The sequence below is a fragment of the Sabulibacter ruber genome (assembly GCF_017355955.1).
In the GTDB taxonomy this organism is placed as follows: Bacteria; Bacteroidota; Bacteroidia; order Cytophagales; family Hymenobacteraceae; genus Nibribacter; species Nibribacter ruber_A.
In genome coordinates, this window is record NZ_JAFFID010000002.1 from 668,979 (window position 1) to 695,453 (window position 26,475).

At 51.8% G+C, this 26,475-nt stretch carries 25 protein-coding genes; 19 read left to right on the forward strand and 6 right to left on the reverse strand.

Annotated features, from left to right (window positions below):
• The first annotated feature begins 35 nt into the window (after nt 1–35).
• The 4 genes from kynU (at nt 36) to JT719_RS14190 (ending at nt 4,409) form a co-directional block, all read left to right on the forward strand.
• Nucleotides 36–1,307, forward strand: coding sequence for a kynureninase (gene kynU, locus JT719_RS14175; protein ID WP_207433976.1), 1,272 nt, complete (start codon nt 36–38; stop codon nt 1,305–1,307).
• A gap of 98 nt (nt 1,308–1,405) precedes the next feature.
• Entirely contained in the window at nt 1,406–2,254 is an 849-nt protein-coding gene (locus tag JT719_RS14180) for a glutaminyl-peptide cyclotransferase (RefSeq protein ID WP_207433977.1), read from the forward strand.
• Between the two features lie 210 nt (nt 2,255–2,464).
• Complete coding sequence (locus tag JT719_RS14185; protein WP_207433978.1) at nt 2,465–3,784, forward strand: cation:proton antiporter; 1,320 nt, start codon at nt 2,465–2,467, stop codon at nt 3,782–3,784.
• A gap of 7 nt (nt 3,785–3,791) precedes the next feature.
• Nucleotides 3,792–4,409 carry an alpha-ketoglutarate-dependent dioxygenase AlkB family protein gene (locus JT719_RS14190; RefSeq protein WP_207433979.1) on the forward strand — a complete coding sequence of 206 codons (618 nt, stop codon included), beginning with the start codon at nt 3,792–3,794 and terminating at the stop codon, nt 4,407–4,409.
• 111 nt (nt 4,410–4,520) lie between these two features.
• Here JT719_RS14190 and JT719_RS14195 read toward each other — a convergent pair whose 3' ends face one another.
• Nucleotides 4,521–5,024: a methylated-DNA--[protein]-cysteine S-methyltransferase gene (locus JT719_RS14195; protein WP_207433980.1), complete on the reverse strand. Its 504-nt coding sequence runs from the start codon at nt 5,022–5,024 to the stop codon at nt 4,521–4,523.
• A gap of 105 nt (nt 5,025–5,129) precedes the next feature.
• On the opposite strand from JT719_RS14195, the gene JT719_RS14200 reads away from it, so the two are divergent.
• Nucleotides 5,130–6,479 (forward strand): FAD-dependent oxidoreductase, encoded by a 1,350-nt coding sequence (locus tag JT719_RS14200; protein WP_207433981.1) that lies wholly within the window; start codon nt 5,130–5,132, stop codon nt 6,477–6,479.
• A gap of 133 nt (nt 6,480–6,612) precedes the next feature.
• Complete coding sequence (locus JT719_RS14205) at nt 6,613–9,522, forward strand: CHASE domain-containing protein (RefSeq protein WP_207433982.1); 2,910 nt, start codon at nt 6,613–6,615, stop codon at nt 9,520–9,522.
• A 124-nt stretch (nt 9,523–9,646) separates the two neighbouring features.
• Here the strand turns inward: JT719_RS14205 and JT719_RS14210 are convergent, their stop codons facing one another.
• The 5 genes from JT719_RS14210 to asnS form a co-directional block, all read right to left on the reverse strand.
• Nucleotides 9,647–10,222 carry a DUF4252 domain-containing protein gene (locus JT719_RS14210; RefSeq protein WP_207433983.1) on the reverse strand — a complete coding sequence of 192 codons (576 nt, stop codon included), beginning with the start codon at nt 10,220–10,222 and terminating at the stop codon, nt 9,647–9,649.
• Between the two features lie 85 nt (nt 10,223–10,307).
• Nucleotides 10,308–10,769: a GNAT family N-acetyltransferase gene (locus JT719_RS14215; RefSeq protein WP_207433984.1), complete on the reverse strand. Its 462-nt coding sequence runs from the start codon at nt 10,767–10,769 to the stop codon at nt 10,308–10,310.
• A gap of 185 nt (nt 10,770–10,954) precedes the next feature.
• Nucleotides 10,955–11,797 (reverse strand): hypothetical protein, encoded by an 843-nt coding sequence (locus JT719_RS14220; RefSeq protein WP_207433985.1) that lies wholly within the window; start codon nt 11,795–11,797, stop codon nt 10,955–10,957.
• 712 nt (nt 11,798–12,509) lie between these two features.
• Complete coding sequence (locus JT719_RS14225) at nt 12,510–12,986, reverse strand: cell envelope integrity TolA family protein (protein WP_207433986.1); 477 nt, start codon at nt 12,984–12,986, stop codon at nt 12,510–12,512.
• Between the two features lie 355 nt (nt 12,987–13,341).
• The gene (gene asnS / locus JT719_RS14230) at nt 13,342–14,730 is read right to left on the reverse strand and encodes an asparagine--tRNA ligase (RefSeq protein ID WP_207433987.1); all 1,389 of its coding nucleotides are present in this window, start codon (nt 14,728–14,730) and stop codon (nt 13,342–13,344) included.
• Nucleotides 14,731–14,953: 223 nt separating this feature from the next.
• On the opposite strand from asnS, the gene rpoN reads away from it, so the two are divergent.
• The 13 genes from rpoN to JT719_RS14295 all read left to right on the forward strand — a co-directional run bounded on the left by rpoN (nt 14,954) and on the right by JT719_RS14295 (nt 26,299).
• Entirely contained in the window at nt 14,954–16,435 is a 1,482-nt protein-coding gene (rpoN, locus tag JT719_RS14235) for an RNA polymerase factor sigma-54 (protein WP_207433988.1), read from the forward strand.
• A 149-nt stretch (nt 16,436–16,584) separates the two neighbouring features.
• Nucleotides 16,585–17,205 (forward strand): hypothetical protein, encoded by a 621-nt coding sequence (locus JT719_RS14240; protein ID WP_207433989.1) that lies wholly within the window; start codon nt 16,585–16,587, stop codon nt 17,203–17,205.
• A gap of 130 nt (nt 17,206–17,335) precedes the next feature.
• Complete coding sequence (locus JT719_RS14245; protein ID WP_207433990.1) at nt 17,336–17,926, forward strand: hypothetical protein; 591 nt, start codon at nt 17,336–17,338, stop codon at nt 17,924–17,926.
• 109 nt (nt 17,927–18,035) lie between these two features.
• Nucleotides 18,036–19,592 (forward strand): M20/M25/M40 family metallo-hydrolase, encoded by a 1,557-nt coding sequence (locus tag JT719_RS14250; protein WP_207433991.1) that lies wholly within the window; start codon nt 18,036–18,038, stop codon nt 19,590–19,592.
• A 154-nt stretch (nt 19,593–19,746) separates the two neighbouring features.
• A complete protein-coding gene (locus JT719_RS14255) occupies nt 19,747–21,396 on the forward strand; it encodes a beta-N-acetylhexosaminidase (RefSeq protein WP_207433992.1) in 1,650 nt (549 codons plus the stop codon).
• A 122-nt stretch (nt 21,397–21,518) separates the two neighbouring features.
• Nucleotides 21,519–21,704, forward strand: a complete 186-nt coding sequence (locus JT719_RS14260; RefSeq protein ID WP_207433993.1) for a hypothetical protein — start codon at nt 21,519–21,521, stop codon at nt 21,702–21,704.
• 8 nt (nt 21,705–21,712) lie between these two features.
• Entirely contained in the window at nt 21,713–22,180 is a 468-nt protein-coding gene (locus JT719_RS14265) for a hypothetical protein (RefSeq protein ID WP_207433994.1), read from the forward strand.
• Nucleotides 22,181–22,468: 288 nt separating this feature from the next.
• The gene (locus tag JT719_RS14270) at nt 22,469–23,053 is read left to right on the forward strand and encodes a DUF4142 domain-containing protein (RefSeq protein ID WP_207433995.1); all 585 of its coding nucleotides are present in this window, start codon (nt 22,469–22,471) and stop codon (nt 23,051–23,053) included.
• Nucleotides 23,054–23,644 (forward strand): DUF4142 domain-containing protein, encoded by a 591-nt coding sequence (locus tag JT719_RS14275; RefSeq protein ID WP_207433996.1) that lies wholly within the window; start codon nt 23,054–23,056, stop codon nt 23,642–23,644. It begins immediately after the preceding gene.
• A gap of 62 nt (nt 23,645–23,706) precedes the next feature.
• A complete protein-coding gene (locus JT719_RS14280) occupies nt 23,707–24,369 on the forward strand; it encodes a DUF4142 domain-containing protein (protein WP_207433997.1) in 663 nt (220 codons plus the stop codon).
• 152 nt (nt 24,370–24,521) lie between these two features.
• Nucleotides 24,522–24,752 carry a hypothetical protein gene (locus JT719_RS14285; RefSeq protein WP_207433998.1) on the forward strand — a complete coding sequence of 77 codons (231 nt, stop codon included), beginning with the start codon at nt 24,522–24,524 and terminating at the stop codon, nt 24,750–24,752.
• Between the two features lie 125 nt (nt 24,753–24,877).
• Entirely contained in the window at nt 24,878–25,741 is an 864-nt protein-coding gene (locus JT719_RS14290) for a DUF4142 domain-containing protein (protein ID WP_207433999.1), read from the forward strand.
• Between the two features lie 246 nt (nt 25,742–25,987).
• Nucleotides 25,988–26,299 (forward strand): hypothetical protein, encoded by a 312-nt coding sequence (locus JT719_RS14295; RefSeq protein ID WP_207434000.1) that lies wholly within the window; start codon nt 25,988–25,990, stop codon nt 26,297–26,299.
• Nucleotides 26,300–26,475 lie beyond the last annotated feature (176 nt).

A 26,475-nucleotide genomic window follows, 5' to 3' on the forward strand; every position in this document is an offset into this window, starting at 1 on the left:
CCACAGAACCACTCTTTACTTTTTACATCGCTTTCATGTCATTTCAAAATACATTAGCCTACGCCCAGGAGCAAGACCAGGCAGATACCCTTCGTCACTTCAGAGAGCAGTTCCATATTCCGCAGCACAACGGGAAAGACACGGTGTACCTGTGCGGCAACTCGTTAGGACTTCAGCCCAAATCGGCCAGGGTCGCAGTGGAGGAAGAAATGGTCAAGTGGGCCGAGTTAGGTGTGGAAGGCCACTTTGTAGGCGATACTCCCTGGTTTACGTACCATGCCGCTTTAGCCGGGCCCACTGCGCGGGTGGTAGGAGCCAAGCCCCAGGAAGTAGTGGTCATGAACCAGCTCACCGTGAACCTGCACCTCATGCTGGTATCGTTTTACCGGCCGCAAGGCAAACGCTTCAAGATTCTCACCGAGGCCGGGGCCTTCCCTTCAGACCAATACGCACTGGAGAGCCAGGTGAAATTCCACGGCTATGCGCCAGAGGAGGCTATCATAGAAGTGGCGCCCAGAGCCGGAGAACATACCCTTCGCACCGAAGACATTGTGCAAATCATCCAACAGCACGGCGAAGAATTGGCTTTGGTGATGATGGGCGGAGTAAATTATTACACTGGTCAGGTGTTTGACATGGCGGCTATCACCCAGGCTGCGCACGCCGTGGGTGCCCTTTGTGGCTTTGACCTGGCCCACGCCGCCGGTAATGTGACCCTGCGCCTGCACGATTGGGACGTGGACTTTGCCGTGTGGTGTACCTATAAATACCTTAACTCGGGCCCGGGCGGAACGTCTGGGGTGTTTGTGCACGAGCGTTACGCCGAAGACGCATCGCTGCCCCGGTTTGCCGGCTGGTGGGGCCATGACCAGAGCGTGCGGTTCCAGATGAAGAAAGGCTTTATTCCTATGCCCGGGGCCGAAGGCTGGCAGCTTTCCAACAGCCAGATTCTGCCCATGGCCGTGCACAAAGCCTCCCTGCAACTCTTTGACGAGGCGGGCATGAACAATCTGCGGGCCAAAAGCGAGAAACTCACCGGCTACCTGGAGTTCCTGATCAAAGAACTGAATCAACCCAAAGAAGCCCTGGAAGTCATCACGCCTGAAGACCCTTCGGCCAGGGGGTGTCAGTTGTCCTTGCTGGTGCACCAGAACGGGCGCCAATTGTTCGAGACCCTTATGGCCAACGGCTTCATCCTGGATTGGCGGGAGCCTAACGTCATCCGCGTAGCGCCTACGCCGCTGTACAACACCTTTGAAGACGTGTACCGGTTCGGGCAGTTCCTGGCGGCGCACTTTCAGAAATAATCTATTGTAAAGGAGAGAGCTTCCTGCTGTTTGCGGCCTGTTTTCTGAAAAGCAGGCCGCAAACAGCAGGAAGTGTTTCTATAAACCAAGGTAACACCATGATGACTTGGGTGCACCCGTTCAAAGGTGGGAAAGCCTGCCTCTTGTTAATGTTGCTGGGGCTCTTCGCTGCCTGCAGAAATGAAACGAAAACCTCGGCTGGAGGCTCTGCATCAGAAGTAGACGCAGAGCCCGCCGTTATCAACTACGGGGTGGTGAAAACCCTGCCCCATGACACTACTGCGTTCACAGAAGGATTGCAGGTGTACAACGGGCAGCTGTACGAAAGCACCGGTTCTCCGCAGGACCTGCCCCAGGCACGGTCTGTGGTGGGAGTAGTAGATTTAGAAACGGGTAAGCTTATCCCCAAGGTAGAGATAGACCGGGAAAAGTATTTTGGAGAAGGAATTGTGTTCCTGAACGGAAAGGTGTACCAGCTCACCTACCAGAGCAAAGTGGGGTTTGTCTATGATGCGGGCACGTTCCAGAAGGTAGGGGAGTTTTCCTTTGCCAGCAAAGAAGGGTGGGGGCTTACCACAGAAGGCAAGCATCTCATTATGAGCGACGGTACCAACGTACTCTCGTACCTAGATCCCGTTACCTTTAAAAAGGTCAAAGAGCTGAAGGTGTATGACCACAACGGCCCCGTTGCCAACATCAATGAACTGGAGTTCATAAACGGATTTCTGTACGCCAACATCTACACTACCAATTACATCGTCAAAATCAATCCACAGAACGGGGAGGTAGTGGGGCGCCTTGATTTGACTTCGCTGGCTCAGGATGCCCTCAGGAAAAATAGGAACTCTTTGGAGTTGAACGGGATTGCCTATGACTCAACCGCCGGTCATGTTCTGGTGACCGGTAAACTCTGGCCTACCATGTATGCCATCAAGTTCAACTATTGAGGAACAGGCATAAAGCAGCTACTCCAGGGTTGGGCAAGGAAGCTGCTCTAACATAGCCTCGGGCCAATCTATCTGGCTACTTCTGCTTACTATTCTGATTTTCTGCTACTTTTCTAATAAGGAGGCAGAAACAAGAAGCCAATTTTCCGTATGAACATGGGTATTTGTACGTATGCCTATGTTCACCTATTCCCGCGAAATGCCTCAGCCATGGATGCTTACCTGGTTTCGTTTGTAGTAATTGGGGTAGCTGCGCTGGCCATGGCCTGGCTCCCGACCTGGTTTAAGGAAGTTCCTTTCTCCTATGCCATGCTGTTTGTGTTGGTAGGATACCTGCTGTACAAACTGCCCCTGGGCTTGCCAGAGCCAGATCCGCTGCGCGAGAATGAATTGGCCTTGCGCCTTTCAGAGCTGTGCGTCATCATCACGCTCATGGGCACGGGCATCAAAATCAACCGGCGGTTCTCGTTTTTCAGCTGGCAGGTGCCTTTGCGGCTAGTAAGCTGGACCATGCTGCTGTGCATTGGAACGTTGGCTTGGCTGGCGTGGGAGTATCTGGGTTTCCCGGTGGCTTCGGCAGTGCTGTTGGCTGCCGCTTTGGCTCCTACAGACCCCGTTCTGGCATCTGATGTGCAGGTTGGTCCGCCCAGCGAGGAAGTGGAAGATGCCCCCCGGTTCGCGCTCACGGCTGAGGCCGGACTGAACGACGGCATGGCTTTCCCGTTCACGTGGCTGGCCATTGCCTTGGCTTTGCACGGCCTGGCCCCCGAAGATTGGCTGGGGCACTGGCTTTCCTATGACCTGCTGTACCGCATTGGGGTGGGCGTGGGCGTGGGATATCTGCTGGGCCGCGTTTTAGCCTTCCTTTTGTTTGAACTGCCCAAAAGAGGTAAATTCCCCAAAACCAACGACGGCTTTGTGGCTATTTCGGCTACGCTGCTGGTGTACGGCCTCACCGAGATGGTGCATGGCTACGGATTCATCGCGGTGTTTCTGGCCGGCCTTACCATCAAACACCAGGAAAAAGATTACTCCTACCACCGTGAGCTGCACGATTTCACCGACCAGATTGAACGGCTTTTAGTGGTGGTGGTGCTCATGTTGCTGGGTGGGAGCCTAGCCCGGGGGTTGTTAGATGCACTTACCTGGCAGGGTGCCTTGGTGAGCATAGGGTTCTTGCTGTTGGTGCGGCCTCTGGCAGGCTACATAGGATTGTTAGGAGTACCGGTGCGAACCCGCGAGAAATGGGCCATTAGTTTTTTCGGGATCAGGGGCATTGGCTCTATTTTTTACCTAGCCTTCGCCTTGAGCAAAGCCCGGTTCGAGAATCCGGAGGAAATCTGGGCGGTGGCGGGTTTCACCATTCTGCTTTCCATCTTCCTGCACGGAGTGTTGGCTACGCCTATCATGCGCCATCTAGACCGCGTACGGACACCCAACGATTTCATTGATCCGCATAAAGCCAAGCAGGGCATGGTAGAAGAAGAAACAGAGTTTTCTGCCCCAGACTCAAAAGAAGCCAAGGAATAGATTACCAATGCCGCTACTTTCTCCAGAGTTTCAACAGCAGTTTGCCTCGCAGAAGTTGCCCTTGCCAGACGCAGAAGTGTACCTGTTACCTGATTTCATTCCGCAGGCAGCGCAAGAGCCTTTGCAGCAGGCGCTGGAGGAAAACGTGGCCTGGCGACAGGAAAAGATCAGGATGTTTGGTCGGGAAGTAGACCAGCCCCGGCTCACCGCCTGGTACGCCGATGCTGGCAAAGCCTACACTTACTCGGGGCTTACCTGGGAGCCGTTGCCGTGGCTGCCTGAATTGTCGGCCCTCAGAAAACAATTGCAACAATTGACCGGCGCCTCTTTCAACAGCGTGTTGCTGAACCTATACCGGCACGGGCAGGACAGCATGGGCTGGCACGCCGATGATGAACCTGAGTTAGGCCAGAATCCTATCATTGCCTCCATCAGTTTAGGCCAGGAGCGCACGTTCTCTTTCCGGCACCGGCAGCAAAAAGAATTGAAACACCAACTGGTCTTACCTTCGGGCAGTCTGCTGTTGATGGCGGGCCCTACCCAACATTTCTGGCACCATCAGCTCCCTAAAACCACCAAACCACAGCAACCCAGAATCAACCTCACGTTTCGGGTTATTTATTGAAATGAATGATTGAGTGACTGAGAGAATGCAAGGAAATAACATTCAATCACTCAATCATTCAATCTCTCATTCACTCATTCACCCACTCACTCATTCTCTCAATCACTCATTTCAAAAGAGCCCCCTCTGGTACGTGCCGCTCATTTTTGCCTCGTGTTCCAGGAGCCATTGCTTGCGCCAGAGGCCGCCGGCGTAACCCACTAGTTGGCCTCGCGCCCCAATGACCCTGTGGCAGGGCACCAGCACCAGCCACGGGTTTGCGCCGTTGGCGGCACCCACCGCGCGTACTGCTCCGGTATTGCCCATGCGTTTGGCTAAGCCCAGGTAATGGTCGGTGCGGCCTGCGGGGATTTGCCGGAGGGCCTGCCATACCTGTTGCTGGAAAGAGGTTCCTTGGCCGTACAGAGGAACATCAAACGTCTGGCGCGTACCGGCAAAGTATTCGTTTAATTGCGTGGCGGCCAGTGCCAGGCAGTCGGGGATGTCAGGGCTATCGGTTTCGAAGCCGTTTTCCAGAAAACGAGCCGAAAACAAGTGGTTTTCCGTGGAGCTAAGCTGCATTGTACCGATGGGCGTGGCTACATGCAACACAAAGAGCGGCGAAGGAGCAGGCATAGCAAGGCTTTTTCATGAAAATTAACCAAGTTTACTTCTTCTTTTCGTAGAAAGCAGTATTTGGAGATCATTTCTGCGCCTACGGCTGCATCTTAACCTAAATAAATGGAGAAAACCACCCAACTCAGTGTCATGGGCGGGGGCCTGGTAGGCTGCCTGCTTTCTTTGTACCTCGCCAAGCAAGGATACCGGGTGGATGTGTATGAACGCCGGCCAGATCTGCGCCGCACAGACATTGCCGGAGGGCGCTCCATTAACCTGGCCCTGAGCGACCGCGGCTGGCGGGCGCTGGAGACCATTGGTATTGCCGAGGATATCAAGAAAGTGGCTATTCCTATGTACCGGCGAGTGATGCATGACAAGAACGGCAACCTGTCGTTTCAGCCGTACGGGCAGGAAGGGCAGGCCATTTACTCGGTTTCCCGCGGTGGTTTGAACCAGGCCTTGCTGGATCTCGCCGAGTCCCAGTCTAATATCTCGCTGCACTTTCAACAACAGGTTATGGAGGTGGAGGTAGCGTCCAATAAAGTCACCATGCTGGACAACCTCTCGGGAGAAGAATACCAGATCAACCCAGATGTGGTGTTTGCCGCCGACGGGGCGTACTCTATGGTGCGCCTTTCTCTGCAGAAAACCGACCGGTTCAACTACGAGCAAAGCTATCTGGACTACGGTTACAAAGAGCTCACCATTCCGCCCGCCGCTGACGGAGGCTGGCAACTGGAGAAGAACGCCCTGCACATCTGGCCCCGCGGGCAGTACATGATGATTGCCTTGCCCAACATAGACGGTTCTTTTACCTGTACCTTGTTTTTTCCTTATGAAGGCGAGCCTTCGTTTAAATCCTTGCAGACGCCGGCGCAACTCCAACGCTTTTTCCAGGAGGTGTTTCCAGATGCCACGGCTTTGATGCCAGACTTGGTAGAAGAGTTCTATGAAAACCCAACCGGGTCTCTGGTCACCATCAAATGCCTGCCCTGGCAGCATAAAGGTAGAATCCTGCTTCTGGGAGATGCTGCCCACGCCATTGTGCCGTTCTACGGGCAGGGCATGAATGCGGGCTTTGAAGACTGTACCGTACTGCGGGGGCTGCTGGAGCAGCACAAAGACGATTGGGAAACCATTTTCCAGACGTTCCAGGAAATGCGCAAACCCAACACAGATTCCATCGCTGACCTTGCGGTGTATAACTTTATTGAGATGCGCGACAAGGTTGCCGATCCTCGTTTTTTGCTTCAAAAGAAAATAGAAGCTAAAATCACGGCGCAATATCCAGACTCCTGGCTTCCTTTGTATTCCATGGTCACCTTTTCTCCCGATTTGCCGTATGCCGAGGCACTGGCCAACGGAAAGCGGCAGGAAGAGATTATGCGCCGATTAATGGAATATATCCAGACCGAGGAAGATTACAACAAGCCAGAAGTGCAGCAGGTGCTGCAGGAGCAACTGGGGTAATCGGCTAAAGAGCGAAAGAGATTATTGGCAGTTTTTCCCAAAAGAGGCGCAATTCCCCCTGGTGCATCTGTTTGGGCAGAGTACGTACTGCTGCCGCAGCAACGCAGTTTTAAGTGAAGTGAATTAACCGTACATGATATTTTCCCGCTTAAAAGATTATTATTTGGCCATAGGCTCCTTTGTGTTGGTGCTGGGGATCACCTTTTATGCCTATTATGTATCCAAAGCCAATGACCAGGCAGAAGATGCCCAGTTGTTTGAGGTAAGAAAGGTGCAGATAAAAGGCACAATGGAGCGACGCATGGGCTATTACCTGCAGGCCTTAAGAAGCGTAAGCGGGTTGTACTCCGCCTCAGATACCGTCACCCGCGAAGACTTTAAAAGCTTCCTGAATACCCTGCAGATAGATTCCATTTATCCGGGGGTGCAGGGCATTGGCTTTGCGGTAATGGTCACGCCAGAGGAATTGCCGGCCTTGGAGAGCCGTATGCGGGCAGAAGGATACCTCAACTTTCAGGTTACGCCTTCGGGGCCGCGCACAGAATATTCGGCCATCATTTTCCTGGAGCCCCTAAACGCCAAGAACCGCAGGGCCCTTGGGTTTGATATGTTCAATGAGCCTACCCGCCGCGAGGCCATGGAAGCCGCCCGCGACTACAACAAGCCCGCCATGACCGCTAAAGTGCGCCTGGTGCAGGAAAACGGGAAAGACGTACAGCCCGGGTTGCTCATTTACATGCCGGTGTACTATGGCGGGGAAGCCCCGGTAGACCCTGTAGAGCGCCGTAATAAACTGAAAGGCTTTGTATACGCCCCGTTCAGGGCTACTGACTTGTTCTCCAGTACCATCGGCAATGAGTTCTCTGATATCAGCATTTCTATCTATGACGGCAAAGAGATAAAAGAAGAGGCGTTGCTGTTCAGAAACAAGACAGAGGCCGACCTGGTAGAAAGCAGTGATAGTCTGTTGTATGGCAGAGATGTGGTGCGCGTTGCCGGCCGTACCTGGACCCTGCGCTACAAGGCTACCCGCGAGTTTGCCGAGGCCTCGGGCGTTGACCAGCACGATCTTATTCTGCTGGCTGGGTGCATCATCAGTTTGCTTATCTTCTTTGTGGTTTGGTCTCTGCAACGGTACCTGCGGTCAAACCAGTTAACCGAGCTCATCACCAACAATACCACCGCAGGGTTGTTCATGCTGGATGAACGGGGTCACTGTACGTTCCAGAACCCTGCCGCTGAGCGCCTGTTGGGCTACAGCCTGGAAGAATTGAAAAGCCGGCCTTTGTATGAGTTGGTGCACGCCAAACAGGAAGCCGGTAACCTGGCTCCCGAGCTGGTTTCCCAAAAATCTTTTGCGTTTGAAGATGTCTTCATCTGCCGCAACGGCAATTCTATTCCGGTGGCCTGTGCTACCCGTTTTGTGAAACAAGGCGGTGAAGTGGTGGGGCATATCCTGGAGGTGCGCGATGTCACCGAAGAGAAGAAAGCCCAGCAAGCCGTGCTGGAGAGCGAAGCCCGCTTCCGCAACATGGCAGACAGCGCTCCGGTAATGATCTGGGTCACTGATCAGGACAGCAATTGTACGTACATAAACCGGCAGTGGCTCAAGTTTACGGGCTCCTCGCTGGAAGAGAATCTGGGCTTTGGGTGGGTTCAGTTCGTTCACCCTGAAGATGCAGACAGTGCGGCCCAGGCGTACACCACCGCGCACAAGGCACAGGAAGAATACCGGGTAGAATACCGCCTGCGCCGCCGGAACGGAGATTACCGTTGGGTAGTGACTACGGGCATTCCGCGCCTTGGGGCCGAAGGGGAGTTCCTGGGGTACATGGGCTCCGTAATTGATATCAGTGATCGTATCAAAATGGAGCATCAACTGAAAGAGAACGCGGCTACTCTTCAGAAAATATTCATGCAGGTGCCGGCCATTGTAGGCCTGGTACGGGTGAAGGATCTGAAGTACACGCTGGTAAACTCTTACCTGAGTGAGCTCTATGACGGGAAAGCCACGGTAGGCACCACGGCAACAGATGCCTTGCCAGAATCTCAGCGGGAGTTGTTCCGGTCTGTGATCAAAAACATAGGGGAAACGGGCGAGCCGTTCATTGGGCAGGAAGTTCCGGTTTACTTTGATGATTCGCCGGAAGGGCGCGAAAACATGCGATTCTTCAACATTGTGTACGAACCTATCCGGAACAGTAAAGGCGAGGTGGAATCTGTTCTGACCTTTGCGGTGGAAGTGACCGAGCAGGTGAAAAGCCGCGAGCAGCTCTCTTCTATCAACGATGAACTGAACCGCAAAAACCAGGAGCTCATCAGGATCAACAATGACCTGGATAACTTCGTCTACACAGCTTCACACGATTTGCGGTCGCCGCTGGCCAACCTGGAAGGACTCACCGCCGCCCTGCTGGAAACCGTGATAGGCAAAGAAGACAGCGAAGAGTACCTGCTGTTGCACATGGTGGCTTCTTCTATCTCCAAACTGAAAGGCACCATCCATGACCTGACCGAGATCACCAAGGTGCAGAAAGACTTTGATGCCCAGTCTGAGGTGCTTACGTTTGCCGAGGTGTTGGCCGGGGTTGAAGAGGACATAGCGCCAATGATCCAGGAGGCCGGAGCGGTGATAGACGCTAAGTTCAAGGTGAGGCAAATCAGGTACGCCCGCAAGAACCTGAGAAGTATCCTGTACAACCTGGTTTCCAATGCCGTGAAGTACCGCGATCCTGCCCGCAAGCTGAGGGTGTTTGTGCACACTGAGCAACAAGACGACTACATTATCTTGAAAGTGGAAGACAACGGCTTGGGTATACGGGAAGATCAGAAGGAAAAGCTGTTCACCATGTTCCGGCGGTTCCACTCGCACGTAGAGGGCACCGGTATTGGCTTGTACATTGTGAAACGTACCATTGAAAACCACGGTGGCCGTATTGAAGTGAGCAGTGAGCCCGGTAAAGGCACCACCTTCACGGTGTATTTCAAAGCCGAAGGAGCTAGAGTTGCCCCGGTGGTTCTGGACGCAGCTACTGAAGAATAATATCTGCCTGCTGAGCGAGGTTGCGCCTCTGCTACTTATTGGCCCCGAAAAACAGCAAAGCCCGTTTTAAGCCTGGTTTTACAGATGCAGGGTTAAAACGGGCTTTGCTGTTTTGTCAATGTCTCTATTCTATCAGAGGAAGGAACACCTCGGGGTCAACCTTCTTTAGGAGTTGCTGTACCTGGCTGGGCGTGAACCGGCCGTTGACCTGGAGCATCAGGAAGTTATTGCCGTATTTACGATAGCCCACAATCTCCTGGATCAGTTCATTGGACTGCCGCATCCTGAACTGCAAAGTGCCCGGCGCCGAATCAAGCAAGGGAACCGCTACATAATTTTCTTTCTGCAGAACCTGGTCCAGTTCCTGGGTGAGGCCGTTCTCCAGCAATCGCTGGGCTTTACGGTTGGTAGGAGTAAAGGTGAGCGCTCGCACAGAAGTGATGTTGGAGAGCGCCGCCCGCACGGTGGTATCTTGTACTTCTTTGGCAAAGAGCCTGGTCACCAAGCCCACAGGAATGGTGGTTCCTTTAAAGCCAGCCTCAGACTTGTACTTCTGGTAAAACTCAGTGGAAGATTGGGCCGGTGGCAGTTTGCTGGTGCTGCTACAAGCCTGTACCATAGCTATTACGGCCATGCCTGCCAGAAGCAGGAACCGCCGAAGAACGGGTGTGCACGTGTTATAAAAATGTTGTTGATGCATACTGAACTTTTGTTTTTCTGCTCTTTTACGGGAAAGAGCAGAAAAACGCTCAGGTCTGCATCAGGGGCAACGGCGGGGCTGGTGCTTAGTACGTCCTGCGGTAAGCGTTGGGCGTATGCATCTGCATGAACCGCTCTGGCTGGGCAAGAGGCGTAAAACCGCGTTGCTCATACAAGTGGTGGGCATCGGCGGTAGCCAGCATCCAGCGGCGTAATCCCTGCAATTCTGGGTGAGATTGTAAAGCCTTCACCATCCACTTGGCCAAGCCTTGTCCTCTATGAGGCTCCAGCACAAAAACATCGCACAGGTATGCAAAGGTGGTGTAATCGGTAATCACGCGGGCAAAACCCACCTGTTCGCCGGCATAGTAAACGCCTACGCACAGAGAGCTTTTGATGGCCCGGGCCACGGTAGACCTGGGAATGCCTTCAGACCAATATGACTGGCTCAGGAAGTCATGAATGACATTCAGTTGGAGTAATTCTTTATCAAAACTTAGAAGATAACCGTTTGGGTTTACTTCTGGAGAAGGAGCAGAGAAATGCATAACAGCTAGAATGGTTTACTGAATATTATAAAAATATTTTAAAAAGTAAAATATTTAGGAGATAAATTATATAAGGTGGACTCGGTTAAACATAGAGTTCCCAGAAGCACATTGAAGAAGTGTACTCCTGAGCGTTGCTTTACAACTTGGCTTGGACTGATGCACAAGAAAGCAAATACAACCCGTTAAGATACCTTTGCCATAGCCAACTCACCTTCTGTCGTGCGAGGGATAGAGGGAACGTGAGCCTGTTTCTCCTGGGAAGGGTTGATGGCAATGGCCATGACGATGACATTCTTTAAATCCTGCTGGTGTTCTATGTACCTGATGAGGGAATAGATAAAGAAGATAATGCCCAGCATTTCCAGCATCTCCTCAAAAGAAGTCAACAGTTTATAGGTAAGGCTTAGCCCATTGCCCTGGTTTGCCATGAACAAGCCGCCTACCATCTCCATGCCCACTGCTCCGGTTAAGAAAATAACCCCTGCCGCTACAAAGTTGATAAGCGTCTTTTTAGGGAGAGAAAGCACAAACTTGAGCAGGTATAGCCCCATTAAAGCAAAGACCAGAACATAGGGCACAAACCAAGCAAAATTCAGGAACCCCAGGTTGTCTTGCTGCAACGTCTCTTTCAGGAAAGCCCGGGTTGGCTTCACCAGCAGTTCATGCAAGGAGATCAGCTCATCTATGCCCAGCCAAACAAACACACAGGCCATTAGGTACCATTGCCGATGGTATGGAGCGTGCTGTGACTTCTTCACCGCCCTGGAAATGGTAAACAGCAGCCCGGCGCCAATGAAAAAGTTGAGGGTAGAGAAGTAGGTGGGCAGGTTTCTTTCCCCGTCAAAGTTGAAAAGCTCTGTTACATAGTGCTTAAAGGAATAGGAGCCTGTAATGGAGGAGTGGGTGTAAAAGTTTAGGTAATACTCAACCCCTATGGCAGTCAGGTTCAAAATCAGTAAGCCCAAAAGAATAAAGATCAAAGACCTTAGTACAGTAGAAGATTTCAGATGGTAAAAGTTGTCCATACGCATACAGTTATAAAATTTGCAAGAGAATACTATCCCTACCTGCTGAAGTGCAGAGAGGCTTGGGGTTTTGTCTATTACTTTAAATTTTAATATAAGTTAAAGATTTTTTAATATGAATATAATGCTGATTCTTAGGAATTTCTGCTGCAATTGTTGTCTGTAAAGAATAGGAGAAATGCTATTAATGTATTTGTTCTATTTTGACTGACTGCTCTTTGCGGTTAGGCCGCTTTTTGAATTATGCCACAATTACCTTGTGGTTCAGTCTTTATGGGGAGAGAAATAATAGGCTGGTTCTTAGAGGAAAGTCGGTTGGGTGTTTGGGTTTGGCTACTCGGCAGCTTTGAAGTGGCATGAATAATTGCAATCGCAATTTTTTTTGCTATTCAAGTTTTTAAAGGGTCGTGTTTTACTGCTGATAGCGTATGAACCGAGCAGTTCATCTTGGTAGATTTTTACATTTTGGATGTAATGTAGTGTAAGTCAGCCGTTTGTACTTTAAAGTTGATCTGCCTGCGATATCTTTCACGAAGGTGCTTCTGAAGGCATCGGGTTGCTACAGAAATTTCTCAGGATCGATTTTCTGCTTTCTTGCGGAAAGCAGGCCGAAAAAGGAAAGCCCCAAAGCAGGGAGGGCCGGCTCAAGCGCCGGCCCTCCCTGCTTTGGGGCTTCTAAACCTGTACTAGGGGAAATGCTGTAAGAGGGGTTTTATTTTTTATTAGAGGCCATGTCTTTGGCAGCTTCTTTTTCTTTCAGAGCCTGTGCGCGTTCTTTAGCGGCTAGCTTTCTGGCTTCCTCTTTTTCCTTTTGGGCAAGCTTTGCCTGGCGCTCTTTCTCTTTTGATTCTAAGGCTTTCTCCTTAAGGGCTTGTTTCTTTTCTTTTTCTTTAGCCTTCAGGGCTTCTTCTCTTTCTTCTGCGGCTAATCTTCTTGCCTCTTCCTTCTGAGCCAGTGCTTCGTCCAGAGCGGCGTACTTAGCGTCTAGAGCGGCCTCGCGGGCAATCTGCTTTTGCTTGGCGAGCTCTTTGCGCTCTTTCTCTTTTTGTTTGGCCAGTTCTTCGCGCTCTTTCGCCTTCTGTTTCATCAGGGCGGCGCGTTCTTTTTCTTTTTGCTTAGAGCTTTGTGCGTGTGCAGAGCCTGCCATAAAGGCAAGTACCATCAGTAGAAGAGCAACATGTTTCATCATAGTTTTTTTGTCTTTCTTGTTGTTTAGGGTCAAAGTAAAATATAATAATGATAAAATTCAATAAAATGGATGTAATTTAAATCATAATAAGATTGACATAGGATTTAATAAAGAGCTTTGGACTGGTTTGATAGTATTGTAGCATATAATAGTAGACTATAAGTAGTTTCATCGGCTGGAGCCAGCCTTGGTTAAGCAGGGTCTTAATACGTATAATCTTGGAAGTTTGGTTGGGAGAAGGGAATATTATAGTTGCCCGGCTTAACTATAGACAATAGACGTTATAAAGCAAAAACGCCCTGCTGATATGGTCAGCAGGGCGTTTTTGATCTGTTTATGTAAGAACTGGCTAAAACTAGAATTCAGCGTTTTTAGGGAAACGTGGGAAGGGGATTACGTCTCTGATGTTGCCCATGCCGGTCACAAACAGCAACAGACGCTCAAAGCCCAACCCGAAGCCGCTGTGCGGAACCGTACCAAAACGGCGGGTATCCAGGAACCACCACATTTCTTTCTCCGGTACGCCAACCTCGCGCATGCGGGCCACCAACTTTTCGTAGTCTTCCTCCCGCTGAGAACCACCAATAATCTCCCCAATGCCCGGGAACAACACGTCCATGCCGCGTACGGTTTTTCCGTCTTCGTTGAGCTTCATGTAGAAAGACTTGATTTCTTTAGGGTAGTCAATCAGGATTACCGGCTTCTTGAAGTGCTTCTCTACCAGGTAACGCTCGTGCTCACTCTGTAAATCGGTGCCCCATTCTACTTTGTACTCAAACTTCTGCTTGGCTGTTTTCAGGATCTCCACCGCCTCGGTGTAGGTCAGGCGCTGGAATTCATTGCCTACCACAAAGTTCAGGCGGTTGAGCAGTTCCTTGTCGTACATGTCATTCAGGAACTGAAGATCGTCCTGGCAGTTGTCAAGGGCGTAGCGTACCAGGTACTTCAGGAAGTCCTCGGCCAGGTCCATGTTGTCTTCCAGTTCGTAGAAGGCCATCTCAGGCTCAATCATCCAGAACTCAGCCAGGTGACGGCTGGTGTTGGAGTTCTCGGCCCGGAACGTAGGACCAAAGGTGTAGATCTCAGACAGTGCCATTGCCACAACCTCGCCTTCCAGCTGACCAGAAACCGTGAGGTTAGTAGAGCGCCCGAAGAAGTCCTCGGCGAAGTTTACCTCGCCGGTCTCGGTAAGCGGTGGGTTTACCGGGTCAAGCGTGGTCACGCGGAACATCTCGCCGGCGCCTTCGGCATCAGAGGCGGTCACAATAGGCGTGTGGATGTAGAAGAACCCTTTCTCGTTGAAATATTGGTGCACGGCAAAAGCCATGGCGTGTCTAACGCGCAATACCGCGCCAAACGTGTTGGTGCGCGGGCGCAGATGGGCAATCTCGCGCAAGAACTCCAGTGAGTGGCCTTTCTTCTGCAACGGGTAGGTCTCTGGATCGGCGGTGCCTAACACCTCAATGGTGCGGGCCTGGATTTCCACGGTCTGGCCTTTGCCCTGGCTCTGAACCAAAGTGCCCAGTACAGAGACACTGGCGCCGGTAGTAATATCACGCAGAGACTCGTCAGTAAACAAGTTCATGTCTGCCACTACCTGGATATTATGAATAGTAGAGCCGTCATTCACGGCAATGAACGTCACGTATTTGTTGCCACGCTTGGTGCGCACCCAACCTTTTACCAACACCTCCTGGCCCTCGGGGGCTGTCTGGAGAACTGCTTTTACTTTGGTTCTTTTCATGTTGTTTTGTGTAAAACGGCCCTGAAACAGGGGCAAAATCAAGCAAATTTATGCTAAAATGCAGAGAATACATGCGTTAGAAACCGCCTCTCTGCACGTTATATGTTTAAAATCGGCCAGGCATTTACCTGGGAGGGGTCAAAATTAACCTTTTTTGCAATCCAGTAGTAAAAATCCATAACTTTGGCATAGTCCGCACTTGTGTGGCATGTGCCGTTCGCTTATGCAGAGACTTGACCTAAAACAGCTTTTATCCCAGAAATTATCACCGCAGCAGATCCAGTTCATCAAATTGCTGCAGGTGCCTACCGCTGAGCTGGAGGCCCGCATCAAAGAAGAACTGGAGGTGAATCCCGCTCTGGAAGAGGGAGATGCCGCCGATGAGCCTGTGGCCGATAACGAGGATTCCAGTAGTGATGCCGATGATGAATTCGACAACACCGAGGATGATTTTGCCGATGAGGAAGTACGCCGTGATGACGATGACGTAGACCTGGGAGACTATCTCAACGATGATGAGATTGCCGGCTACAAAATGCAGGGCGATGGCCCCGGCGAGGAAGAAGACCGTGAAATGCCCATTGCGTTCACCGGTTCTCTCACCGATGCCCTCATTGACCAGTTAGGTTTTCTCAACTTAGACGAAAAACAGTTTGCCATTGGCATGCAGCTCATTGGCAGCATTGACCAGGACGGCTACATCCGGCGCGAACTGCAGGCCATTTCCAATGACCTGGCCTTCTCGCAGAACATTGACGCCAGCGTAGAGGAGATTGAAGATGTGCTGCGCCGTATCCAGGCGTTTGACCCGCCCGGCATCGCGGCCCGAGACCTGCAGGAGTGCCTCTTGCTCCAGCTGGAACGCCGCGACCCAGACGATATCACCGAGATTGCCGAGCAGATCATCCATGACTGCTTTGACGAGTTCACCAAGAAGCACTATTCTAAAATTCAGCAGAAACTGGAGCTGGAAGACTATGAGCTCAAAGCAGCCATTGACCTCATCCTGAAGCTGAATCCCAAGCCCGGCGGATCTGGCGGGGCTACCCGGGTGCAGTACGTGATCCCAGACTTCATCATCACCAATGAAGACGGGCAGTTGCAGCTTTCTTTGAACGCCCGCAACGCCCCGGATCTGCGCATTTCCCGCTCCTACGCCGAAATGTTTGACGCCTATGACAAGAGCGCCAAGAAAGATAAGAAACTGAAGGAGACGGTCACCTTTGTGAAGCAGAAGCTGGATGCCGCCAAATGGTTTATTGATGCCATTAAACAGCGCCAGAACACCCTGCTCCGCACCATGGAAGCCATCATGCGCCGCCAGTACGATTACTTTCTGGAAGGCGATGAAAGCAAGCTCAAGCCCATGATCCTGAAAGATATTGCCGAGGACATAGGCATGGACATCTCCACCGTGAGCCGGGTAGCCAACAGCAAGAGCGTGCAGACCGAGTTCGGGATTATTCCGTTGAAGTTCTTCTTCTCAGAAGGGATTGCCACCGATGCCGGCGAAGACGCCAGTAGCCGGGAGGTGAAGGCCATTCTCAAAGACATCATTGACAAAGAGGACAAGCGCAAGCCGCTCTCAGACGACAAGATTGAGAAGATGCTCAACGAGAAAGGCTATAACATTGCCCGCCGCACCGTGGCCAAATACCGCGAGCAGCTGAATATCCCGGTGGCCCGTCTGCGCAAAGAACTCTAACACGCAGGTTAATTGAGAATTCAGAATTAGGAATTAAGAATTAAGATTGGGGAAGCGCCGCCTTTCTAGATGTTCGTTCTGCCTACTTCTGGTTCTGATTAACCAATGTTCATTCCTAATTGTCAATTCTTAATTCTTAATTAAAAAGAGTGAGTTCCCGCCTTGCAACGGCCCTTTCAGTAGTTTTTCACCCGTTGCTGATCCCTACCTACCTGTTCAGTCTGCTGCTGTACTATCTGCCGCCCGAGGTGTTCTCGTACCCTCCGGAGGGCCGGCGGCTGATTGTGCTGTTGGTGTTCATGATCACTTTTCTGCTGCCTACCCTGGGAACCCTCCTGATGCAGCATGCCGGGTTTGTGGACTCGCTTACCTTAGAGGAACGCACAGACCGTAAGTGGCCTTTGCTGTTGGCGGCTACCTGCTATACCGTGCTAACCGTGGTGTTCTACCGCATGTCTTTCTTTGATCATTTGTTTTACATGATGATGGGCATTATCACGGCATCGGTGTACCTGGCGTTGGTCATCAACCAGTTCTGGAAGATAAGCGCCCACAGCATTGGCTTAGGCGGAGCCTTGGGTATTCTGGTGCTGCTCCATGTATGGCTCCCCGAGGCGTATTTGCTTTACCCCATTGTGGCCGGATGCATCATCTGCGGAGCGGTGCTTTCGGCCAGGTTAGCGTTGGGAGCCCACACCACAAAGCAAGTGTACACCGGTTTCCTGCTAGGCTTCCTGTTGGGCATCAGCCTGTGGGGAATCCAGTTTTAAGCCCGATTTTCCTGAAACAGACCTGAACCAGTTTTTCGTCATCGTTCCAAATTCAGGCCGAAAACAGAACAGGAAATCTGGCTGTCAGAAAAATTTCAGATATTAGAGAACAATTTCTGATTAGCCCATCATGCGTTTTAAGTATCTGTTGTCTCTCCTATTTTGCTTGTTCTTGTTTGGTTCTGCTGAAAGTGTAGCACAAACGGGTACGTCAGAGGCGCAAATCATCCAAAATTTCCTGAAGTTCCTGGCCTCGCAGAACGGCATGCACAACCGGGTGGATAAAAACATCCTGCCCTGGAAACTGCCCGAAGTGTACCTGAATGACTCCCTGTGGGCCAAAGTCAATATTTCTGACGGAAGCCGGATTGCCGCCCGGCAAGGTTTGTACGGCGGCGGCCCTCAGCTTAAAATGGATTACGCCCTTACCAACAAAGATTTCGAGCGCATTAAAACTAAGATCAGGAAACAGGAAAAGAAGGAGTGGACCTCGGCTGACTTCACTGAGAAAACAATTGTGGTGCAGGAGTTGGGGTTAGCGCCCGCGGCATATTATGCCTATTCTTATCCTGTTGTGATTCCTTCTAAAAACCTGGTGCTGGTGAAGCGGCATTTCCATTCAGAAAAGGTGTATAGCCGTTGGACCTGCGTTGAGGCGTACCGAATCTTAAAATCAGGGCAGTTCAAGTTTGAGAACTGCTACCAGAGAACTGAGAACTAAGTTTTTTGAAACCAGGCTGTTTCTATATGATTCAGTTACAGGTTTTTAGTTTTTCTTTGGTTTGATATATAGGCTTCTCTATATTTACCCAGCATAAACCACTTCTCTAATGAACAAAACCCTACAATTGATTTTAGGCGCCGCTTTTCTGGCGATGCCTGCCTTTGCCCAGCAAGTGGAGCCTTTAGATGCCGCCGTGGTGGAGAAAATCCGCCAGGAAGGATTGAAGAACTCCCAGGTGATGGACATCGCCTTTTACCTGACCGATGTAAACGGCCCGCGTCTTTCCGGTTCTACCGGTCTGGCCAAAGCCAACCAGTGGACCAAAGACAAACTGACTTCCTGGGGCCTGAAAAACGCCGTGATTGAGCCTTGGGGTACGTTTGGCAAAGGATGGGAAGTGGAGAAATCGTATCTGGCGCTTACCAAGCCGTATTACCAGCCTATGATTGGCTCGCCCAAAGCCTGGACACCGGGCACCAACGGAGCCATCAAGGCACAGGTGGCCCTGGTGAAAGCCGCCAAAGAAGAGGACCTGGCGCAGTACGCCGGTAAGCTGAAAGGCAAAGTAGTGATGATGGAAGTAACCACCCCTATTAAAACCACCTTCACCGCCGATGCCACCCGTTACACCGATGAGCAGTTGCAGAAACTAGCCGAGCCGGTACAATCATCTGCGGGCCGCACGCCCATGACCGAGGAGCAAAGAGCCGCTTTCCAGGCCCGCCGCGCCCTCATGGCCAAGATGAACGAGATGTTCCAGAAAGAAGGAGCCGTAGCCGTGTTCAGCGGCCGCGGTGGTTCGCATGGAACGTACTTCACTACCAATGGCGCTTCTTACGCCATGGATGCGCCAGCCGTGTTGCCTGAGTTTGAGATGGCTCAGGAAGACCTGGCCCGCATGAGCCGCCTGTTGGCCGCCGGTATTCCCGTGGAAGTGGAGCTGGAAAGCAAAACCCGTTTCCTCACCGAAGATCCGCAAGGCTACAACGTGATCGCGGAGATTCCGGGCACCGATAAAAAACTGAAATCAGAAATTGTGATGCTGGGCGGGCACATTGATTCCTGGCACGCGGCTACCGGCGCCACCGATAACGCCGCCGGCGTGGCCGTGATGATGGAAGCCGTTCGTATCATTAAGGCTCTGAACCTGCAACCGAAACGCACCATCCGGATTGCGCTATGGGGCGGCGAGGAGCAAGGCTTGCACGGTTCCCGCGGATACGCCAAGAAACACCTGGGCGACCCGGCTACCATGAAACTGTTGCCTGAGCACGCCAAGATTGCCGGTTACTTTAACCTGGACAACGGCTCGGGTAAAATCAGAGGAATTTACACGCAGGGCAACGAGGCCGTGGCTCCGTTGTTTAAAGAGTGGCTGAAGCCGTTCCATGATCTGGGCGCCACCACCGTGACCAATCGCAACACCGGCGGCACCGACCACCTTTCGTTTGACGGGTTGGGCTTACCCGGTTTCCAGTTCATCCAGGACGGGTTGGAGTACAACACCCGTACGCACCACACCAACATGGACACCTATGACCGTCTGCAGGCCGATGACCTGAAGCAAGCCTCCGTAATTGTGGCGTCGTTCGTGTACCAGACCGCCATCCGGAAAGACAAACTGCCGCGCAAGGCGCTTCCGCAGGTGAAGCCGCAGTCTTAAGCTGTTTTAGAAAAATCACCTTGAAAACGGCCTTTCTTCAGTCCTTCTGAAGAAAGGCCGTTTTGTTTTGCCTCTGTCCTGAATTTGCGCTTACATTTACACCTTCCATCTGCTTGCGGCATTGTACCGCTAAACCTCACAAAACCCCTGACCCATGAAGAAACGCTGGCTGACCTTGTTCTCTGTTTTAGGAACTGTTATCTCCCTGCACTGCCGGGGGCAGGCACCTTCCGTCAATAACATTGTCCCCAAGCCCGTTTCCTATATTGCCACTGATGAAAGACCGGTCACCCTCAGTCGGCACACCGTGATTTTGGCCGATGACCAGTACAAAGCACAAGCCGAGTACCTGCAGGGACTGCTGCTGGACCAGTGTGATCTGGCCCTGGCCATTGCCACTCCTGACACCAAGTTGGGCCGGCATTCCCGCATTATGCTGGTGCACGACACCATTGAAGCCAACCGGCCCGAGATGTATTGGCTGGAATCTGGTGGACCGGTTGTCAGGATAAAGGCGCGCGACGTGGCGGGCATGGTACACGGCATTCAGACCTTCTTGCAGCTGCTGCCGCTGGGCAAGGTGAAGGAAGTGAAGTTCCCTACGGTGGAGATCAAAGATTACCCAAGGTTTGCCTACCGCGGCATGCACCTGGATGTGAGCCGCCACATCTTCCCCGTAGATTTCCTGAAGAAGTACATTGATTACCTGGCGTTCCACAAATTCAACAACTTCCATTGGCACCTCACCGATGACCAGGGCTGGCGCCTTGAAATTAAAAGTTATCCTAAACTCACCCAGGTAGGCGCCTGGCGTAACTCCACCCTCATTGGGCACTTCAAAGACACTCCCGCCCGCTATGACTCTACCCGCTACGGCGGATTTTACACCCAGGACCAGGTGCGGGAGATTGTGCAGTACGCGGCCGTGCGGGGCATCAACGTAATCCCTGAGATTGATATCCCGGGCCACAGCCGCGCGATTATCGCCTCTTATCCAGAATTCAGCACCAAACCAGACTCGGCCTGGCAGGTGGCCAATACGTGGGGCATGTACAACCGGCAGAACAACGTGCTGGCGCCCAATCCGGGTACGTTCAAGTTCCTAGAAACCGTGTTCCACGAGGTAGCCGATCTGTTCCCGTCTGAGTACATCCACCTTGGCGGCGATGAGTGCAGCAAGATGTGGTGGAAAGCCGATCTCAAGACGCAGGCCTTCATGAAAGTCAACAACCTCAAAGACGAGAAAGAACTGCAGACCTATTTCATCAAGCAGGTGTCGGGGTATCTGGCCCAGAAGAACAAGAAAGTCATTGGCTGGCACGAGATCCTGGAAGGCAATTTAGATACCACCGCCGTGGTCATGAACTGGGGCGGAGCCAAGCAAGGGATTGAAGCCGCTCAGCGCCGGCACCCCGTGATCATGTCGCCGGGCAATCCGCTGTATTTTGACAACTACCAGTCCAAAGACCCCAAAGACAGCCTGGCCATCCATGGCTACAACCCGCTGGATGCCGTGTACAACTTCAACCCGGTGCCCGCAGAACTGCAGCAATTAAAGCTTGACCGCTACATTCTGGGGGCGCAGGCCAACGTCTGGACTGAGTACATGGGCTACCCCTCCAAGGTGGAATACATGGTGTTCCCGCGCATGACCGCCCTGAGCGAGGTGCTCTGGACCGATCCCCGGCAGAAAGACTTCGCAGATTTCAAAAGGAGGCTGAAAACGGCCATTTTGCCCCGTTATGCTTTCTGGGGCAGCGCCTATTTCAAGGACTTTGAGCGGTGGACCATCGCTGATAAATAAGAGCGAAGAAAGGGCACTAATTTGATTTAGGCCTCGTTTCAAAAAAGCGGCTCAGAAACAGAGGGAGACTTGAGTACTGGGTGCAACTTTGTATCTTTACTGATTACCCATAGTTTTTACCCATGAATTCCCGTTCTGCCAACCTGGTGCTTAACTGCATGCTCACCGTCTCGTTCCTGATCATGATGTGGAGATTGGAAGATCCAAACATCATTGTCTCGTTAGCGGCCTTCCTGGGATTCATGATGTTTGTGGTTCTGAAGATCATTGTCGTGTTGCGGGAACGGAAAAGTAAATCGTCCAAGTAGTTGTGTCTATGGAATCATTCTTTTTAAATCTATCGCCCGGAAACCAGAACGGTTCTGCTCTAGCCAAGCTGTACCTGTTTATGGCGGCGGTGTTTCTTATACTAGGCGGGCTGGGCGTGTACCGGCACTACACCGCCGATGAAGTGGCTGCCACGGTGTACATTCTGCCCGTATTGCAGTTGGCGTTGGCTATCTCGTACATCATTGTGGCTTGGCGCCGGCGCAAGCCGTCTGGCACCCGCTACGTGCAGGTCACTGAGGAGCACCTGGAACTGAAACTTTCCCTTACCCAGGAGCCAGTTACCTTGCCCTGGAGCAGCATCAGCCTGCTGCGCGTGCTGCCAGACAAACTGCTGTACCGGCTCATCTCAGGGCAAACCGGCCAGGTAGAGTTTGACTCTATCCCCGAGGAGTACGAAGAGGCGGTACGCAACGCCATCCGCAGTGCCGGCAGAAGAAAAGGCGTAAGTCTGTAAGCTGGTTCTGCTGTAAATCAATCATTAGCCGAAGGGCGTTTTGGAGCTGTTTTCCTGGAAGCAGCCCCAAAACGCCCTTCGGCTTTTTTGTGGGCCTAACGTGCTGCGTCTACCGGCTGAAATCCAGAATCTTACTTTTCTACAAAAAGGCGGGTTTCAAGCAATCCTGCACAAGTGATATGCGAGTCTGCGCAGACAGCGTATTTAGCTGATGTTAACCCTATTGTGGTATACCCGTAATAGGAACAGACAGGACTTCCTGTATGCCATCAGTACAAGATCTAAACTATGAAAAATTTTCTGTTCTACCTGATGTTTGCGGCCTCGGTGCCGTTGGTCTCCGGCTGTGGCGGCAATTCCGCTGAGACTACCTCTGTAGATGCCGCCGGTGAACACAATGAGGAACTGCTGGAAAGCACCGGTAAAGACGAGAAAGCAGGCTGGTTTGTGGCTGAGGTCACCAGTGGCAGCTTGTTTGAGGTGGAAATGGGGCGGCTTGCCAGCAGCAAAGGCCAGAACGCGGGCGTAAAGCAGTACGGCCAACTCATGATGGACCACCACACGCAATCCAATGCCCAACTGAAACAGATTGCTGATCTCAAAAACCTGATGGTGCCCACCGCCATGGACAAAGATCATCAGGAAACCTTCAACCAGGTGCTGGGGCTCTCCGGGGCGGCCTTTGACAAAGCCTATGTAGAGGCCATGGTGAAAGACCACAAACGGACCATAGACCAGTTTGAGGAAATGGCTGAGAAAGGAACCGATACAGAACTCAAGGCTTTTGCCAGCAAAGGGCTTCCTATGCTACAGTCGCACCTTTCCCAGGCCGAGCAACTGGAAGATCAGCTAGAAGAACAGACGCAACAGTAATTGTCATCAGAAAGAGAAGTAATGGAAGTGAAGAAGCGCGGAGGCAAGGCCTTGTTACTAGGGTGTTTTTTATGGTGGATCACCGGCTGTGCTACCACTGATCTGGCCACCGGCACAGGCGGAACGGGCACGGATACCGGGACTCGACCTATCACCACCACCCAGGCCGAGCGGTCTTTTGTGGAAGGTGCCGCCAGCGGCGCGCAGCTACGGCTCAGGCTAAGCGAAACGGCCCAGCAGAAAACCTCCAACCTGGAAGTAAGAGAATTTGCCAGGCTGATGGTGACCCAGCAGAGCGGCATGGTGTCAGAGCTGAAGAGCATAGCGCAGCAATTGGGTGTCACGTTTCCGGGCACGCTCAGATCAGAGCATCAGTCCTCCTATGACCAAGTGGCGAAGCTGAGCGGCTCTGAATTTGACCGGGCTTTCACGCGGGCCATGGAGCAGTCTTTCCAGCAGGATATTTCCAGTTATCAGAACGGAAACGCAGTAACCACCAATCTGGCGTTACGGGGCCATATCCTGAAAACTACCCCCATTATGCAAGGGCAACTCAAGTTGGCCACGCAGCTTAAGAATATACTGCCTTAGCGCAGCAATTGTGTCTGATGTTGAACAAGGCGGCAGAAATGCCCACTAAAATGAAGAAAGCTATGAAAAAGATACTCTATGTTTTAGGAATAAGCGCTGTTGCGGCAAGCACCGGGTGTAGCAGAATAGATGCCAACACCTCTAACACAGTGCCCACGGCAGATAACTATGCCGCAACGGTAACTTCTACCCACGCGGGTGCCGGTGCCGTTGGCACCACCTCGGCGGATGCCTACGCTACAACTCCCGCTTCCAATGCCACCGTGCCCGGCACCATGCTGTACGGCACCCGCACCATCACCGAGGCTTCTTTCCTGACCGAGGCGGCCAGCAGCAACATGATGGAAATGCAGTTGGCTAAACTGGCGCTGGAGAGATCTTCCCGTTCAGAGATAAAGGAGTTTGCCCGTATGATCCTGAACCACCATGCCAAAGCCAGCGAGGAACTGACTACCCTTGCCTCGGGCATGAATCTGACCTTGCCTACCGGGCTTATGCCCGATCATCAGGAACTGGTAGATAAACTCTCTAAACTGACCGGCAATGAGTTTGACAAGAAGTACATGGATGAGATTGAGGAAGCCCATGAAAGAGACATCGCCTTGTATGAAGTCGTCAGCACGGCGGCGCCCACTACTACCGTGAAAGCGTTTGCCATCAGGACCCTGCCGGTATTGCGAATGCACGAACACCACGCCGATAAACTGGATGACAAAGTAGAATAAAAGCTGTGCCCAAAAGAGTAAAGCCTGCCCATGCGGGCTTTATTCTTTTAAACACTAACCCAACGCCTGTTGTTAAAGAAATAGGAAGGGATTCTGAGAAATGGGTTTCTGGCCTGCTTAGACCAAAAGTCTCCAAAACCAAAGTATAAACTATGAAAAAGCTCATTTATCCTTTCGTGGCGTTGCTGCTAACCTCTGGTATGGCGTGCAGCAATGACCAGAAAGGAACGCACTCCACTACAGACGTAGATGCCGGAAGCCAAGGGGATGGAAGCCCAACCGCCGCCACCAGCAGTGCCGGTAGTAGTGGCATGGGCGGATCTACCTCCACGCATGCTCTGGCTTCTGACACCATTCTCTCTGATTCAGCTGATCATCAATAGAAATTTGGACTCTCGGGGAAGGAGTTAAGTCGCAGAAATAGTATTTATTACATATTAAATGTGCTAACTCCTTACTAATAAGGGCGTATATAAGGCAAAATGTTCTTGAATTAACAGATAGAATTATGAAGAAATTAATGTCAATGTTAGTGGCCGGAGCGATGCTAGCGGGCACAGCCTGTACCAGTACAACAGGTACAACGGATGGAACCACCGGAGGCACTACAGGAGGAACCACTGGTACAACTGCCGGAGGCACCACTACCGGGGGCGGAACCACGGGCGGAATGACAACCGGAGGAACCACCGGCACCACTACTGGCGGTACTACCGGAACCACCACCGGCACAACCACTGGCGGCGGTACCACCGGTACAACTACCGGTACTACTACTGGCACCACTACTGGCGGAACAACTACAGGAACTACAACTGGAACCACCACCGGTACTACAACTGGCGGAACTACCGGTACTACTACCGGAACCACCACTGGCGGCGGAACTGCCGGAACAGCCGGTGGTGCGGGCACAGCCGGTGCAACCGCTGACATGGCTAACATGACCGATGCCATGTTCCTGATGACTGCCGCCAGCAGCAACATGCTGGAAATTCAGGCTGGCAAGCTGGCTACTCAAAACGCCATGAATGCTGATGTAAAGAAATTTGCCCAGATGATGCAAGACCACCACACCAAAGCAAACCAGGAGTTGATGACGCTTGCCTCAAAAATGAACGTGACCCTGCCTAAAACCTTAATGCCGCCCCACCAAGCCATCATGGATAGGTTGAAAGGCAAAACCGGCAAAGACTTTGACGAAAGCTACATGGATGCCATGGAAGCCGCCCACAACATGGACATTGCCATGTTTGAGATGAAAAGCAATAACGCTGAAACTCCTACCGTAAAAGCGTTGGCTACCAAAACCTTGCCTATGCTCAGAACGCATAAGAAATCAGCTACTGAGCTGGAAGATAAAGTGGATTAAATTCAATCTGTACTAGACAGAAAGCCTGTGTTTTAGGGGTGTTTTCCGTTAAACGCTCCTGAAGCACAGGCTTTGTTGTAAGCCTTGGCTAAGAATAGTGCCAGTGTTTTGCCTGATGATGTGGTGTGGATGAGTTTCTGCACAAATCAAATAGCCTTATTGGTAGAATCAGTGATGGTTCAACTCCAAGTAGGAGCATTCGTATAAATGAACTGGAAATCAGTACTAAGCGACCATATGAAGACTATGAAAAAAGAGATGTTTGCCTTTGCAGCGGCCCTGTTAATGACGGGTGCTGCTTGTTCAACGTATACCTCCAGCACCGATCCCGATGATCTTGGAACAGGCTACGGCTTAACTAATAATCAGGAGGGTACTGGTAACAACAGCAGTTTGGGTGTGGCAGAAGCCAACAACAACGCCACCTTTGATAACCAGGCCACCGGAGCAGCCACCGACAGCACCAAGGCCAGTCCGCAGGCAGATAGCACCGCCCGGGCAGCGGCAAGCCAGTCAACTCCGGTGAAAGTAGAGTCCAGCAACCCAGACGGGCAATAAGCCAGCCTGCCTTATGTCTGCCTGAAACTAGGCAAGTTGAAGACCATCTGCTTAGCCAGAAAAACAGATCGCCCGCACCAAAGTGCGGGCGATCTGTTTTTAAGCCGTTTACTGAAAAGAAAGCATAAAACAGAGCGGCGTAGAAGCTTCTCATAAACCAGAAGGTCAATTGTTTT